A 13,814-nucleotide genomic window follows, 5' to 3' on the forward strand; every position below is an offset into this window, starting at 1 on the left:
TTCTCGTTGGTGGTCATACGGTGACTCCGGATAACACGGTAGGGGTACCGTTTTGTTATCCGGTTTGAAGCCGTATGACCACTCCCTTTTGTGGGCAACTGTCAGGTGAATACCATCTCCATACAATATATCTTCTGTCCATACACCCAGACAATCGACCTCAGTCTCGCCCCCCCTGCCGCAGAGCAGTCAGCAGCTCCTCCACCAGCGCTTCCACCGGTTTACCGTCATTAAGCAGATGGATTTCCGGCTGCTCCGGTGCCTCGTAGGCGGAGTCGATACCGGTAAAGTTGCGAATTTCCCCTGCCCGCGCCTTCTTGTAGAGCCCCTTGGGGTCGCGCTCTTCACACACGCTAAGGGGCGCATCGACAAACACCTCGACAAATTCCCCTTCACCCACGAGATTGCGCACCAGCTCCCGCTCGGCACGAAACGGCGAGATAAAGGCGGTGAGCACGATAAGGCCCGCATCCACCATGAGTTTTGCCACTTCGCCGACCCGGCGGATATTCTCCTGGCGGGCGGCGTCATCGAAGCCGAGATCGCCACAGAGGCCGTGGCGCACATTGTCCCCATCCAGCAGATAGGTGTGCTTGCCCGAGGCGGCCAGCGCCTGCTCCAGCGCCCCCGCCAGGGTGGATTTGCCCGCCCCGGAGAGCCCGGTAAACCAGATCACCAGGGGCTTTTGCCCCTTCTGCTCGGCCCGGCTCTGTTTGTCGACGGCATGCTGATGCCACACGATATTGCTCATCCAACACTCCTTGATTGGCGCTCACGCCTCAAAACTTAAACTGTCCGGCACCACAGGGAGCCACCTCGGACTATCAGCCGACAACGTGCTGATGCCATGGCATTGCTCACCCAACACTCCTTGATTGGCGCTCATGCCTCAATACTGACACTGTCCGTTACCGCAGGAAGCCGCCTCGCACCATGAGGCGGCAAGGTGCTGATGCCCTGAGATTGCGCATGCAACCCCACCTGATTGGCGCTCACGCCTGGATGCCAGTGCCCTGGCACTCCCCTGTGTCATAAGCAGCCTTGATAAAAGCCGCGTTAACATAAGCAGCCCTTAACACATCCCCCCGGTATCAGACCTTAAAACGGAAACAGCAGGGGCACCATGACGATCACCCCGATGCTGTAGGCCAGGGAGACCGGCAGGGCCAGCTTGAGATAATCCGGCATCTTGTAGTTGCCCGCCGCATAGACCATCAGGTTGGTCTGGTAGCCGTAGGGCAGGATAAAGCTGGAACTCGCCCCGAACAGCACCGCCAGAATGAACGGCATGGTGGAGACATCCATGCTGAGCGCCAGCTGGAATCCCATGGGGAAGGCCAGGGCCGCCGCCGCGTTGTTGCTCATCAACTCCGTCAGCACCAGGGTAAACAGATAGATCCCCACGAAGGCGATAAAGGGACTGGCCCCGTTGAACTCCCCCATCAGCCAGTCGGCGATGAGCTTGGCCAGGCCGCTCTTCTCCAGCTGATCGGCGATGGCGAGCGCCCCGCCCACCACCAGCCAGATATCCAGGGGAAAGCGGCGGCGGATCTCGTCCAGGGTCAGAATGCGGGAGAAGAGCAGCACCACCAGCATCACCAGCAGCCCCTTGAAGAGCGGCACCAGATCGAGCACCGACAGGGTCAACACCCCAAGGAACCCCGCCACCACGGCGGCGCTGCGCGTGGCATCGAGCCGGGTGGAGGCCTCCAGCCCGCTCACCACCACGAACTCCCGGGAGAGGGACTTGTTGCCCGCAAACTTGGGGCCGGGGGCCAGCAGCAAGGTGTCCCCTGCGTGCAGTTCAATCTGGCCGAGGCCGCCGGTGAGCTGGGTCTCACCCCGGCGCACCGCCAGCACCACCGCATCGAAGTGGGTACGAAACTCCGCATCCTTGATGGTCTGACCCACCAGGCGCGAGCTGTGGCTGACGATCACCTCCACCAGGTGCTGGCCGTTGAGGCGGTGCTGGCCGTAGAGATCCAACCCTTTGAGCTCCTGCAACACGCCGACGCTCTCCACGTCGCCACAGAACAGCAGCATGTCCCCCTCGTGCAGCTCGTGTTCCGGCTGCACCGGGCAGATCACCTGGTTGCCCCGGATGATCTCGGCAAGATAGAGGCTTTTCAGGCTGCGCAGGCCGTTCTCCTTGACGCTGCGCCCGGCCATGGGGGAGCCGGGGCCCACCTTGGCCTCGAGAAAATAGCCGGATTCCCGGCTCATCTCGGTGTCCTGCTCCGGCAGGTGGCGGGCAAACAGCAGCACGGCCACCAGCCCTGTCAATAATGTGCCAGCACCCACCATAAAGAAGTCGAACATGCCGAGCGGCTTGGCCCCCATCTTGATGAGGAAGCTGTTGACGATGAGGTTGGTGGAGGTGCCGATCAGGGTCAGCACGCCGCCAAAGGTCGCCGCGAAGCACATGGGCAACAGCAGCCGGGAGGGCGCATGGTTGGGGTTGCGCTTGACCGCCCCCAGCATGGACGCCACCACGGCGGTGTTGTTGACGAACGCCGACAGGAAGGCGGTGGAAAACCACACCTTCACCAGCACCTTGTTGAAGGAGCCGGTGCCCACCAGGTTGGCAAACCAGCTCATGACCCGGGTCTTCTCCACCGCGAGCGACACCAGCAGCAGCAACACCAGGGTCAGCAGGGCGCTGTTGGTGTAGCCCGCCACCACGGCATTGATGTCCGCCAGGCCGCTCAGGTAGGTGATGAGCACGGCGCCCGAGAAGAGCAGCGCCGGCCGGAGTTTGCCCTGGATCAGCAGGGCGACGAGGGCAGCCAGCAGACCCAGCACCAGGGATTGTTGCCAGGTCATGGGCTTATTCCTTGCTTGCGTCGTTGCTGATGGTCAGCGCCTGCCAGTGGGGGAAGTGCTTGCGCACCAGGGCGTTGAGCTCCACTTCGAACTCGCTGTATTGCCCTGCCATCACCTTGGCCGCCAGCCCTTCCACTATCATGCCGGCACCGACGGTGACGTTGGTCAGCCGGTCGATGAGGATGAAGCTGCCGGTGTCGCGGATCTCCTTGTAGGGGTCGAACGCCACCGGGTCGGTCAGGCTGAATTCGCACAGGCCGATCTCGTTGAGCTTGAGCTCGGAGGCGGGCAGCTCGTCGAGCTTGTTGATCTCGATGCGGTGGCGGATAGCCTCCACCTGGCCGCGACTCTTCTTGGTGGCCAGCTTGACGTCGTAGACCCGGCCCGGTTGCAGGGACTCCTCCCCCATCCAGACGATGTGGGCCAGCAGGTTCTGGGTCACCAGCGGCTTTCTGGCGGCATCCACCAGCAGGTCGCCCCGGCTGATGTCGATTTCATCGGCGAAGGTGACCGTGATGGCCTGACCCGGCAGGGCGTACTCCAGATCCCCGTCGAAGGTGACGATGCGAGTGACCGTGCTCTCCTTGCCGGACGGCAGCACGGCAAGCTTGTCGCCCACCCGCAGGATGCCGGAGGCCAAGGTCCCCGCGAAGCCGCGAAAATCGAGGTTGGGGCGGTTCACGTACTGCACCGGCAGGCGCACCGGGTGACGCTCCAGCTCGCGCTCCACTTCGGCAGACTCCAGCAAGGAGAGCAGGGTCTCGCCCTGATACCAGGCCAGCTTGTCGCTCGGGTTCACCACGTTGTCGCCGTCCAGGGCCGAGACCGGCACGATGTGGATGGTGTCGACGCTGAGCTTCTTGGCGAATTCGCGGTACTCCAAGCTGATGCGATCGAACACCTCCTGGCTGAACTCCACCAGGTCCATCTTGTTCACTGCCACCACGAACTGCTTGATGCCGAGCAGGCTCGCGATAAAGCTGTGGCGGCGGGTCTGATCCAGCACCCCCTTGCGGGCGTCGATCAGGATGATGGCCAGATCGCAGGTGGAGGCGCCGGTAGCCATGTTGCGGGTGTACTGCTCATGGCCCGGGGTATCCGAGATGATGAATTTGCGCTTGGCGGTGGAGAAATAGCGGTAGGCCACGTCGATGGTGATGCCCTGCTCGCGCTCCGCCTGCAGGCCGTCCACCAGCAGGGCCAGGTCCAGCTTCTCGCCGGTGGTGCCGAGCTTCTGGCTGTCGGACTCCAGCGCTTTGAGCTGATCTTCATAGATCTGCTGGGAGTCGTGCAGCAGGCGGCCGATGAGGGTGCTCTTGCCGTCGTCCACGCTGCCGCAGGTGAGAAAACGCAGCAGGCTCTTGTGCTGCTGGGCGTGCAGGTAGGCTTCAATGCCCTGTTCGCTGATGGCGGTCTGAATGTGGTTGTTCATGATGCGATTCCTTAGAACATTTTTTTAGAAATAGCCCTGACGCTTCTTCTGCTCCATGGAGCCGGCCTGATCGTGGTCGATGAGCCGCCCTTGCCGCTCACTCGAGGTGGTGATCAGCATCTCTTCGATGATCTCCGGCAGGGTGGTGGCATTGGATTCGATGGCCCCGGTCAGCGGGTAGCAGCCGAGGGTACGGAAGCGCACCAGCTCCTGCTTCACTTCGTCTTCCGGGCCGATGGGCATGCGCTCGTCATCCACCATGATCTTGATGCCGCCGCGATCCACCACGGGGCGCATGGCCGCGAAGTAGAGCGGGACTATGTCGATGTTCTCGAGATAGATGTATTGCCAGATGTCCAGCTCGGTCCAGTTGGAGAGCGGGAAGACACGGATGCTCTCCCCCTTGTTGACCTGGCTGTTGTAGACGCGCCACAGCTCCGGGCGCTGGTTCTTCGGATCCCAGCGGTGGGACTTGTCGCGGAAGGAGTAGACACGCTCCTTGGCACGGGATTTCTCCTCGTCGCGACGGGCACCACCGAAGGCGGCATCGAAGCCGTATTTGTTGAGCGCCTGCTTGAGCCCCTCGGTCTTCATGATGTCGGTGTGCTTGCTGCTGCCGTGCACGAAGGGGTTGATGTCCATGGCCAGACCGTCCGGGTTCTTGTGGACGATGAGATCCAGCCCGAACTTTTTGGCGGTCTCGTCCCGGAACTTGATCATCTCCTTGAACTTCCAGTTGGTGTCCACGTGGAGCATGGGGAAGGGGATCTTGCCCGGGTAGAAGGCCTTGCGGGCCAGGTGCAGCATGACGGAGGAGTCCTTGCCGATGGAGTACATCATCACCGGGTTTTCAAATTCGGCGGCCACCTCGCGGATGATATGGATGCTCTCGGCTTCCAGTTGCTGCAGGTGAGTCAGTCGCTCGCGGGTGACACCTGCACGGATGCTCTGTGCATCGGATGGCTGCAGTTGGGTCAGTCTTTCACGGTCCATGTCTGGGTCCTCGGTTCATTACTATCGCACCTGCTCGGGGCGCGGTGTTGGTTCAGTTCGGTGCCGCCTTGGCCGCACCGTCAAATCGATTCGGGTCTCGCCTCTCAGGCCAGGCTCACCAGCTTGAGCTCGTGGCCGCTTTCTGCCTCCTGCCCTTGCCCCTGTTCGCCAAACCAGGCGAGTTGCTGGCGCAGTGCCACCACTTCACCGATGACGATAAGCGACGGGCTCACCGCCTGCTGGGCCAGCTCTGCCAGATCCGCCAAGGTGCCGGTCAGCACCCGCTGGCGGGCCGTGGTGCCCCGCTCGATGATGGCGATGGGGGTGGCGGCGCGTCGGCCATGGCTTACCAGTTGCTGCTGGATATGCTCGGAGCGCATCAGCCCCATGTAGATGACCAGGGTCTGGTTGGTGGCCGCAAGCTGCTGCCAGTCGGGCTCCTTGCCCTCCTTCTGGCAGTGGCCGGTGATGAAGACGGCGCTCTGGGCATGGTCGCGGTGGGTGAGCGGAATGCCCGCATAGGCGGTGGCACCGGCAGCCGCCGTGATGCCGGGCACTACCGAGAAGGGAATGCCCTCCTCGGCCAGCACTTCCAGCTCCTCGCCGCCACGACCGAACATGAAGGGATCGCCCCCTTTGAGGCGCACCACCCGGTTACCCGCTTTGGCGTATTCCACCAGCAGGCGATTGGTCTCCTCCTGGGGCACGCTGTGAGCACCCGCCTTCTTGCCGACCGACACCAGGGTGGCGTCGCGGCGCACCAGGTCCAGGATCTCGGGGGAGACCAGCTGGTCATAGAGCACCACTTCGGCCTGCTGGATCTGTTGCAGCGCCTTGAGGGTCAGCAGGCCAGGATCTCCCGGGCCCGCCCCTACCAGCACCACTTCTCCCACTTCGGTACGGGCTTTGTCCAGTCCCTCGTTCAGCCACTGCTCGGCACCCTGCCAATCGGCTTTCTCAATCAGACCGGCCAGGGTGTTGGAGGCAAAGGCGCGCTCCCAGAAGCGGCGGCGATCGGAGAGGGAGGTCAGCACCTGCTTGGCCCGGCGGCGCACCCGGCCGGAGAGCTCCGCCAGACCGCCAAGATGGCGGGGCAGCAGGCTCTCGAGCCGCTCGCGCAACAGACGCACCAGCACGGGGGCCTTGCCGCCGCTGGAGACGGCCACCACGATGGGGCTGCGATCGATGATGGAGGGGAAGATAAAGCTGGAGCGCTCGGGGTCATCCACCAGGTTGACGAACAGACCGCGCTCGGTGGCGCTCTGGTAGACCAGGGCGTTGACCTCGAGATCATCGGTCGCGGCCACCACCAGGATCTGCCCTGCCAGGTGAGCCGGGTCGAAACGCGCCGCCACATGGGTGAAGCGACCGGCAAATTCATGGAACTCGGGCTCGAGCGCGGGAGAGACCAGGGTGATCCGGGCACCTGCCGCCAGCAGCAGGCGCGCCTTGCGCAGGGCAACCTCGCCCCCGCCCACCAGCAGTACCGGGCGGCCTTCCAACCTGGCAAACATAGGTAAATAATCCATCAGGGCCCGCTCCTCGGCATCGCGACATCTGGGGCGACTATAGGCAGGAGCGCTTATCCCTCAAAATAATAAAAAATGCTCTTTAATGCGTTTTGGTAATTAGTAAAGCCGTGTGGCGGCAATAGAGAAGCGAATCTGCTTGTGGTGGATGGCACCAGACCCTAGGCTAGTGAAAGTGTTTCATAAGGAGCTTAATCATGAATGAGTCATTGATTGTATTGGGGATCTTCATATTCCTGGTACTCGCCACCCTGAGTGCCGGCATCAAGATAGTGCCCCAGGGTTACAACTGGACCGTGGAGCGCTTCGGCCGCTACACCCGCACCCTCTCCCCGGGCCTCAACCTGCTGATCCCCTACATCGACCGCATCGGTCACAAGATCATCATGATGGAGCAGGTGCTGGACATCCCGGCCCAGGAGGTGATCTCCCGGGACAACGCCAACGTCACCATCGACGCCATCAGCTTCGTGCAGGTAGTGGATGCCCGCAAGGCGGGCTACGAGGTCAATGATCTCACCAGTGCCATCCGCAATCTCACCATGACCAACATGCGGACCGTGCTCGGCGCCATGGAGCTGGACGAAATGCTCTCCCAGCGCGACACCATCAACGAGAAGCTGCTGCGCACCATGGATGCCGCCACCGCCCCATGGGGCATCAAGGTGACCCGGATCGAGATCAAGGATGTGCGCCCGCCCCTCGCCCTGGTGGAAGCCATGAACGCCCAGATGAAGGCCGAGCGCCAGAAGCGGGCCGAGGTGCTGGAGGCCGAAGGGGTGCGCCAGTCCAAGATCTTGAAGGCCGAGGGGGAGAAGCAGTCCCAGATCCTGAAAGCCGAGGGTGAGCGTCAGGCCGCCTTCCTCGCCGCCGAAGCGCGGGAGCGGGCCGCCGAGGCGGAAGCCAAGGCGACCCACATGGTCTCCCAGGCGATCGCCGAGGGCGACATGCAGGCCATCAACTACTTCGTGGCCCAGAAATACACCGAGGCCCTGGCCCGCATCGGTGAAGGCCCCAACAGCAAGATCATCATGATGCCCCTGGAAGCGGGCAGCCTGATAGGCTCGGTGGCGGGCATGGCCGAGCTGTTCAACAAAGACGGCAAGGCGGGCAAATCATGACAGCCCTGTTCGAGGGGCTGACCCACTGGCACTGGCTGGGGCTCGGCTTCGTGCTGCTGGCCATCGAGGTGATGGGGTCGGTGGGCTTTCTGCTCTGGACCGGCATCGCCGCCCTGGAGGTGGGACTCTTGCTGCTGGTCTGGCCCTTCGGCTGGCAGGCGCAGTTGCTGCTCTTCGCCCTGCAATCCCTGCTCACCACCTGGGCCTGGTGGCGCTGGCAGCATCGCCGGGATCGCTCCGGGCTGGATGCCGCCGCCCCCATCAACGAGCGGATGCAAAGCTACATGGGCCGCGAGCTGACCCTGCTGGACGAGGTCAGCCAGGGAATGAGCCGGGTGCATCTGGACGACACCGTCTGGACGGTGCGCTGCAACGCGCCGCTGCCGGCTGGCAGCCGGGTCAAGGTGGTGGGGGCCGACTCCCACATCCTGCTGGTGGAACCCCTCGGCTGACCGGGCAACGCCCCGTCATGGCTATAAAAAAACGGGCCCGGCGCGAGTGCGCCGGGCCCGTTTTTCAATGAGGTGCTGGCTTAGTTGGCCTTGGCATCGCTCACGGCAGCTTCAGCCTTGGTGGCCACGTCAGCGGCAGCCTTCTCGACAGTAGCGGAAGCTTCGGAAGCAGCCTTCTCGACGGTAGCAGACGCTTCGCTAGCGGCTTTCTCGACAGTGGCAGCAACGTCTGCGGCCGGGGTCGCAGCCGGAGCGGCAGCTTCTTCTTTCTGACCACAGGCGGTCAACATCAGACCCAGGATACCGGCTACCAGTACTTTGTTCATGTGCATACCCTCAAAAAAAGATGGAGAGATGGTGCAGGGACCATCACTGTACGCCCCGGCTCCTGTCGGCACACCGGCCGCTGGAGCCCGAAGGCGCGCGAAATATATCCCCATATGCGGCCGATGAAAACGCGTATCACAATGATATTTTCTCGTTGGCATGATAAGAAACACTGCTGCAACGACAAATATTAATATAAAACACCCATTCACCACCAAATTCGCACAACAAATCGCCAATTACCTGGCAATTGCCAGTCAGCCATTGTCTTTCTGTCAGGCTCTCGGCGCTGCCGGATAACGCCGTCAGTCAGACAGCTTCTGACAAGGCAGGCGCCGCCCCTGCTGGTCGCTCTCCCGGGCCAGGTCCAGCAAGGCCATCACCGCCAGAGCCTCGTCGGCCGGCACCGGGTTCTCCCCCTCTCCCCGGATGGCGGCGCAGACGCCGCGATAGTAGGCGCCGTAGTCCCCCGCCTCGCCTGCCACGGTCTGCTGCACGAGCTGACCGTCCCGGATCTGGCTGAGCTGGCCGGGGGCGGGATCCACACCCCAGTCCGCCGCCGGAGGCCGCTTGCCCTCCTTGAGCTGCTCCTCCTGCACGTCCATGCCGAACTTGATGAAGGAGCCCTGACTGCCGTGCACCACGAAGCGGGGCATCACGGCCGACACCAGACAACTGCCGTGCAGAATGACCCGCATCTCTCCGTAACCCAGCACCACATGGAAGTAGTCGTCCGCCAGGGCCCCGGGGCGCTGCTTGCCCAGATCCGCCTGCAACCAGTCCGGCTGACCGAACAGCTGAAGCGACTGATCGAGGATATGTGGGCCAAGATCGAACCAGAGACCGGAGCCCGGTCCGCCCGCCTCGCGCCAGCGCTGGCGCACCTCGGGGCGATAACGGTCGAAGTGGGATTCGAACTGGGCGACTTGCCCCAGCGCCCCCTCCGCCAGCAGACGGCGCACCGTGAGGAAGTCCCCGTCCCAGCGCCGGTTGTGGAAGATGCTGAGCAGCCTTTGCTGCTTCTCCGCCAACTCGACCAGCGCCTTCGCTTCGGCCAGATCCAGGGCGAACGGCTTGTCGATCACCACGTGCTTGCCCGCCAGCAGGGCCTCGCGAGCGATGGGGGCGTGGGTGTCGTTGGGGGTGGCGATCACCACCAGATCGAGGCTGTCATCGGCCAGCACCTGCTCCAGGGTGCCGACCCGGGTGCCGGGCAACGCCGCCTGTACCTTGGCGGCATCCCGGCTCACCACCCAGCGCAGGGTCAGGCCCGGGGTCGTGGCCAGGAAGGGGGCGTGAAAGGTCTGTCCTGCGAAGCCGTATCCCACCAGGGCGGCGTTGATTGTGTGGCTCATCCGGTTTTCTCCACGGGTCTGTGATCATGCGAGGCAGGCGAGGTCACCTGAAAAAGAGAAGGGGGCTCAAGGCCCCCCGAGTGTGCTCATCAGAGCACAGGATTTATTGCAAACACAAGCGGCGACCCTGGCGGGTCATCAGCATCACCAGCGGGGGCAGCAGCAGCCACATGTGCAGGGCCAGCTGGCTCAGGGGATCCGGCATCAGCCAACCGGTGATCCCCACCAGGGCGCCGGAGCCGCTCATCTGGAACAGGCCGAGCAGGGCGGCCGCAGTGCCGGCGCAGTGGCCGAAGGGGGCCAGCGCCATACCGGCGGCGGCGCCCAGGATCATCGCAAAGCCGATGCTGGAGAGGAACACCGGGCCCATCATGGCCAGCGGGTGCGGGATGTGCATGGCCAGGGTCAGGGTGATGGCGGAGAGCAGCAGCACCAGCAGGCCGATACGCAGGGTCCGTCTTGGCCCTACCCGGGCGATGAAGCGCGGGGCCAGGAAGCAGGCCAGGATGTTGAGTGCCGCATTGGCGGTGAACCAGTGGCTGAAGCCACTCATGTCCAGCCCCAGGGTCACCATCAGTTGTACCGGTGCCGCCGTCACGTAGGCGAGGATCACCGCCATCGCCAGCATGCACAGCGCCGCGTTGAACAGGAAGCTCGGGGAGCGCAGCACCGGGCTGTAGCGGGACCAGCTGATGAGCGGGCCAGCACTGCTGGTCTCCTCAGGGCGGGTTTCCGGCATCCGCCACAGCAGCCAGCTGCCGACCACGACGGCGTAACCCGCCATGAACCAGAAGTTCGCCGACCAGCCCGCCTTGGCGGTGAGCCAGCCACCCAGCAGGGGCGCCAGTGCGGGGATAAAGCAGATGGCACCGTTCAGATAGGAGATCATCTGACCGCTCTTCTTGGGGCCATAGCTGTCACGGACCACCGAGAAGGCGGCCACCGAGGTGGCGCAGGCCCCGAAGCCTTGCAGCACCCGCGCCAGCATCAGCTCGCCCAGGCTGGCAGCAAAGCCGGCTGCCAGGGCGCTCAGGCCATAGAGCAGCACGCCCCCCAGGGCAATGGGTTTACGCCCGTAGCGATCGGCCAGCGGCCCCACCAGCAGTTGCCCCAGCCCCATGCTGAACAGGAACCAGGTAATGGTGCCCTGCATCAGGGTCACTTCGGCCCCCAGCTGCTCGGCCATCTGGGGGATGGCAGGCAGATAGATGTCGATGGCCAGCGGGCTGAACAACACCAGGAGTACAAGCAAAAGAATCAATGGCATCAGTCACCTCAAGCCCTAGGAATATCGATTGGGCCGCGAGTCTACTGACTCAGAGTAATGAATTGAAATGGTATTTAATCACTTCGGTTATTCCCTGTTGGAAACATGTATCTCTTCTACCTCTCAGGGGGTGGAACCAGGATCCCCCGTTGGCACCGGATCCCGGGCAATTGGCGCTTTTACTAAACCCCTCCCCCGCATAGAATGCGCAGATTATTTTTGCGGAGGTGTGTGATGAACAAGCTTGTCCTGGCAACAGGGAACCAGAAAAAGGTGAAGGAATTGGCCGCCATGCTGGCCGATATGAAGATCCAGGTGATCCCGCAGAGCGAGTTTGCAGTCTCCGATGCCGACGAGACCGGCACCACCTTCGTCGAGAATGCCATCATCAAGGCCCGCCACGCCGCCCGCGTCACCGGCCTGCCCGCCGTGGCCGACGACTCCGGTCTGGAAGTGGATCTGCTGCACGGCCGCCCCGGCGTCTACTCCGCCCGTTTTGCCGGTGCCGGTGCCAGCGACAAGGAGAACATCGACAAGCTGCTGGCCGAGCTCAAGGGCGCGCCGGATTACCTGAAAAGCGCCCGCTTCTGGTGCGTGCTGGTCTACATGCGCCACGCCGACGATCCCACCCCCATTATCTGCCAGGCGAGCTGGGAGGGGATGATCATCGACGAACCCCGCGGCCAGCACGGCTTCGGCTATGACCCCGTGTTCTTCGTCCCCGACCACGACTGCACCTCGGCCCAGATGCCGGCGGAGCTCAAGAACCAGCTCAGCCATCGCGGCCAGGCCCTGGCCAAGCTCAAAGCGGCCCTGGCGGCGGTCAACTAAAGCGCTGTCTCCCGCCGCGTTGTCATCTACAATGGGGGCCGTCGGCCCCCGTTTCGTTCGCGGCGCCCCGCCCGTTGTCACCGGCAACCAGGGCCACCCGACCCCTTTTGATTGTTGAATACTGGAAATCCCATGCTGCAACTGCCGCCCCTCTCCCTCTATATCCACGTGCCCTGGTGCGTCCAGAAGTGCCCCTACTGCGACTTCAACTCCCACGCCCAGAAGGGGGAGCTGCCCCACCTCGAGTACGTGGCGGCCCTGCTGGAGGATCTGGAGCAGGATCTGCACTGGGCCCAGGGGCGCCCCCTCTCCTCCATCTTTATCGGTGGCGGCACGCCGAGCCTGCTCTCCGTCGACGCCATGCAGGCGCTGCTGGACGGGGTGCGCGCACGGATCGCACTGATCCCGGACTGCGAGATCACCATGGAGGCCAACCCGGGCACGGTGGAGGCGGACAAGTTCGCCGGCTTCCAGCGGGCCGGCATCAACCGCATCTCCATCGGGGTACAGAGCTTCCAGCAGGAGAAATTGACCCGGCTCGGCCGCATCCACGGCCCCGAGGAGGCGCGCAAGGCCGCCGAACTGGCCCACGCCATCGCGCTTCCCACCTTCAACCTGGATCTGATGCACGGCCTGCCGGATCAGAGCCTGGACGATGCGCTCTACGACCTGCAGCAGGCCATCGACTGCGCGCCGCCGCACCTCTCCTGGTATCAGCTCACCATAGAGCCGAACACGGCATTCGCCTCCAAACCCCCCACATTGCCGGAAGATGACACCCTGTGGGACATCTACGAGCAGGGCCACGCCATGCTGACCACCCAGGGCTATCAGCAGTACGAGATCTCGGCCTATGCCAAAGAGGGGTATCAGTGCCGCCACAACCTCAACTACTGGCGCTTTGGCGACTATCTGGGGATCGGCTGCGGCGCCCACGGCAAGGTGACGGATCTTGCGAGCCAGCAGATCCTGCGCACCGCCAAGGTGAAGCATCCGAAAGGTTATCTGGATCCGAGCCGCCCCTATCTGGACAGCCAATGGCAGGTGAGCGCGGACGATCTGCCCCTCGAGTACTTCATGAACCGGTTCAGATTGTTTGAACCCGCCCCCAAGGCGGAGTTCGAGGCCTTCACGGGGCTACCGCTGGAGCGGGTAGAGACCATGCTCGCCATCGCCCGGACCAAGGAGCTGATCGAGGATCTCGGCGACAGCTGGCAGCTCACGTCCTTGGGCCATCGCTACCTCAACGTGCTGCTCGAACTCTTTATGGACGAGTGAGCACGGGTTCACTCTCTGGCGTCAAGACCGCAAGTCAGCACCAGCGAATAGAAAAACAATCAGGGCGCCATTGGCGCCCTGATTGTGTTAGCTGATGCCTTGCGGCAGAAACCCGCTCAGCAGCAGACGCTTGCCATCTGCTGTTGGCCGGGCTCCCACCGCTTGCCGTGCTTGGCCTTGCGCTGATAGCTGCCCTTGCCCTTCTTGCTCGGCTCGACCCTGGCCTGGAACAGGGGGGAGGTCACCAGTGCCTTGAGGTGGTTGTCCTGAATGATGCCGCGCTGATGTTCGCAGGCGGGTTCGGCGGTGACACAGGTCACCTTCTTCTTAGCCATATGGGCTCCTTGATGGGGTTGTCGTGTTTGCCTATCGTCCCTGCCTAGAAGGGCAGATGGCGAAAAACGCG

General features: G+C 63.1%; 13 protein-coding genes. 4 read left to right on the forward strand and 9 right to left on the reverse strand.

The window, feature by feature from the left end:
- Positions 1-160: 160 nt before the first annotated feature.
- From cysC to cysG, 5 genes are all read right to left on the reverse strand, one after another.
- Positions 161-751 carry an adenylyl-sulfate kinase gene (gene cysC / locus HKD46_RS08880; protein ID WP_171865300.1) on the reverse strand — a complete coding sequence of 197 codons (591 nt, stop codon included), beginning with the start codon at positions 749-751 and terminating at the stop codon, positions 161-163.
- 347 nt (positions 752-1,098) lie between these two features.
- Positions 1,099-2,823: an SLC13 family permease gene (locus HKD46_RS08885; protein ID WP_042016322.1), complete on the reverse strand. Its 1,725-nt coding sequence runs from the start codon at positions 2,821-2,823 to the stop codon at positions 1,099-1,101.
- A gap of 4 nt (positions 2,824-2,827) precedes the next feature.
- Positions 2,828-4,255: a sulfate adenylyltransferase subunit CysN gene (cysN, locus tag HKD46_RS08890; protein ID WP_171865302.1), complete on the reverse strand. Its 1,428-nt coding sequence runs from the start codon at positions 4,253-4,255 to the stop codon at positions 2,828-2,830.
- 24 nt (positions 4,256-4,279) lie between these two features.
- Entirely contained in the window at positions 4,280-5,248 is a 969-nt protein-coding gene (gene cysD, locus HKD46_RS08895) for a sulfate adenylyltransferase subunit CysD (RefSeq protein ID WP_171865304.1), read from the reverse strand.
- Positions 5,249-5,352: 104 nt separating this feature from the next.
- Positions 5,353-6,777 carry a siroheme synthase CysG gene (gene cysG / locus HKD46_RS08900; RefSeq protein WP_161470263.1) on the reverse strand — a complete coding sequence of 475 codons (1,425 nt, stop codon included), beginning with the start codon at positions 6,775-6,777 and terminating at the stop codon, positions 5,353-5,355.
- 197 nt (positions 6,778-6,974) lie between these two features.
- Here cysG and HKD46_RS08905 point away from each other — a divergent pair, with 197 nt between their 5' ends.
- Both HKD46_RS08905 and HKD46_RS08910 read left to right on the forward strand, forming a co-directional pair.
- Positions 6,975-7,898: an SPFH domain-containing protein gene (locus tag HKD46_RS08905; RefSeq protein ID WP_029314806.1), complete on the forward strand. Its 924-nt coding sequence runs from the start codon at positions 6,975-6,977 to the stop codon at positions 7,896-7,898.
- Positions 7,895-8,350 (forward strand): NfeD family protein, encoded by a 456-nt coding sequence (locus tag HKD46_RS08910; RefSeq protein ID WP_010675601.1) that lies wholly within the window; start codon positions 7,895-7,897, stop codon positions 8,348-8,350. The genes HKD46_RS08905 and HKD46_RS08910 overlap by 4 nt, the downstream gene beginning before the upstream one ends.
- A gap of 80 nt (positions 8,351-8,430) precedes the next feature.
- Here HKD46_RS08910 and HKD46_RS08915 read toward each other — a convergent pair whose 3' ends face one another.
- The 3 genes from HKD46_RS08915 to HKD46_RS08925 all read right to left on the reverse strand — a co-directional run bounded on the left by HKD46_RS08915 (position 8,431) and on the right by HKD46_RS08925 (position 11,299).
- On the reverse strand, positions 8,431-8,676 hold the full coding sequence (locus tag HKD46_RS08915; RefSeq protein WP_010675602.1) for a hypothetical protein: 246 nt from the start codon (positions 8,674-8,676) through the stop codon (positions 8,431-8,433).
- Positions 8,677-8,982: 306 nt separating this feature from the next.
- Complete coding sequence (locus HKD46_RS08920) at positions 8,983-10,032, reverse strand: oxidoreductase (RefSeq protein ID WP_041213888.1); 1,050 nt, start codon at positions 10,030-10,032, stop codon at positions 8,983-8,985.
- A 103-nt stretch (positions 10,033-10,135) separates the two neighbouring features.
- On the reverse strand, positions 10,136-11,299 hold the full coding sequence (locus tag HKD46_RS08925; RefSeq protein ID WP_039040832.1) for a multidrug effflux MFS transporter: 1,164 nt from the start codon (positions 11,297-11,299) through the stop codon (positions 10,136-10,138).
- Between the two features lie 234 nt (positions 11,300-11,533).
- Here HKD46_RS08925 and rdgB point away from each other — a divergent pair, with 234 nt between their 5' ends.
- Positions 11,534-12,130 carry an RdgB/HAM1 family non-canonical purine NTP pyrophosphatase gene (rdgB, locus tag HKD46_RS08930; protein WP_010675605.1) on the forward strand — a complete coding sequence of 199 codons (597 nt, stop codon included), beginning with the start codon at positions 11,534-11,536 and terminating at the stop codon, positions 12,128-12,130.
- Between the two features lie 132 nt (positions 12,131-12,262).
- Positions 12,263-13,408 carry a radical SAM family heme chaperone HemW gene (gene hemW / locus HKD46_RS08935; protein ID WP_171865306.1) on the forward strand — a complete coding sequence of 382 codons (1,146 nt, stop codon included), beginning with the start codon at positions 12,263-12,265 and terminating at the stop codon, positions 13,406-13,408.
- Positions 13,409-13,524: 116 nt separating this feature from the next.
- On the opposite strand, the gene HKD46_RS08940 is transcribed toward hemW, so the two are convergent.
- A complete protein-coding gene (locus tag HKD46_RS08940; RefSeq protein WP_010675607.1) occupies positions 13,525-13,743 on the reverse strand; it encodes an alternative ribosome-rescue factor A in 219 nt (72 codons plus the stop codon).
- Positions 13,744-13,814: the final 71 nt, after the last annotated feature.

The organism is Aeromonas sp. TW 6, from assembly GCF_013168745.1.
In the GTDB taxonomy this organism is placed as follows: domain Bacteria; phylum Pseudomonadota; class Gammaproteobacteria; order Enterobacterales; family Aeromonadaceae; genus Aeromonas; species Aeromonas caviae.

Coding starts and splice junctions, on each gene's coding strand:
- cysC (WP_171865300.1), bottom strand. CDS start 751: ATGAGCAATATCGTGTGGCATCAGCATGCCGTCGACAAACAGAGCCGG.
- HKD46_RS08885 (WP_042016322.1), bottom strand. CDS start 2,823: ATGACCTGGCAACAATCCCTGGTGCTGGGTCTGCTGGCTGCCCTCGTC.
- cysN (WP_171865302.1), bottom strand. CDS start 4,255: ATGAACAACCACATTCAGACCGCCATCAGCGAACAGGGCATTGAAGCC.
- cysD (WP_171865304.1), bottom strand. CDS start 5,248: ATGGACCGTGAAAGACTGACCCAACTGCAGCCATCCGATGCACAGAGC.
- cysG (WP_161470263.1), bottom strand. CDS start 6,777: ATGGATTATTTACCTATGTTTGCCAGGTTGGAAGGCCGCCCGGTACTG.
- HKD46_RS08905 (WP_029314806.1), top strand. CDS start 6,975: ATGAATGAGTCATTGATTGTATTGGGGATCTTCATATTCCTGGTACTC.
- HKD46_RS08910 (WP_010675601.1), top strand. CDS start 7,895: ATGACAGCCCTGTTCGAGGGGCTGACCCACTGGCACTGGCTGGGGCTC.
- HKD46_RS08915 (WP_010675602.1), bottom strand. CDS start 8,676: ATGAACAAAGTACTGGTAGCCGGTATCCTGGGTCTGATGTTGACCGCC.
- HKD46_RS08920 (WP_041213888.1), bottom strand. CDS start 10,032: ATGAGCCACACAATCAACGCCGCCCTGGTGGGATACGGCTTCGCAGGA.
- HKD46_RS08925 (WP_039040832.1), bottom strand. CDS start 11,299: ATGCCATTGATTCTTTTGCTTGTACTCCTGGTGTTGTTCAGCCCGCTG.
- rdgB (WP_010675605.1), top strand. CDS start 11,534: ATGAACAAGCTTGTCCTGGCAACAGGGAACCAGAAAAAGGTGAAGGAA.
- hemW (WP_171865306.1), top strand. CDS start 12,263: ATGCTGCAACTGCCGCCCCTCTCCCTCTATATCCACGTGCCCTGGTGC.
- HKD46_RS08940 (WP_010675607.1), bottom strand. CDS start 13,743: ATGGCTAAGAAGAAGGTGACCTGTGTCACCGCCGAACCCGCCTGCGAA.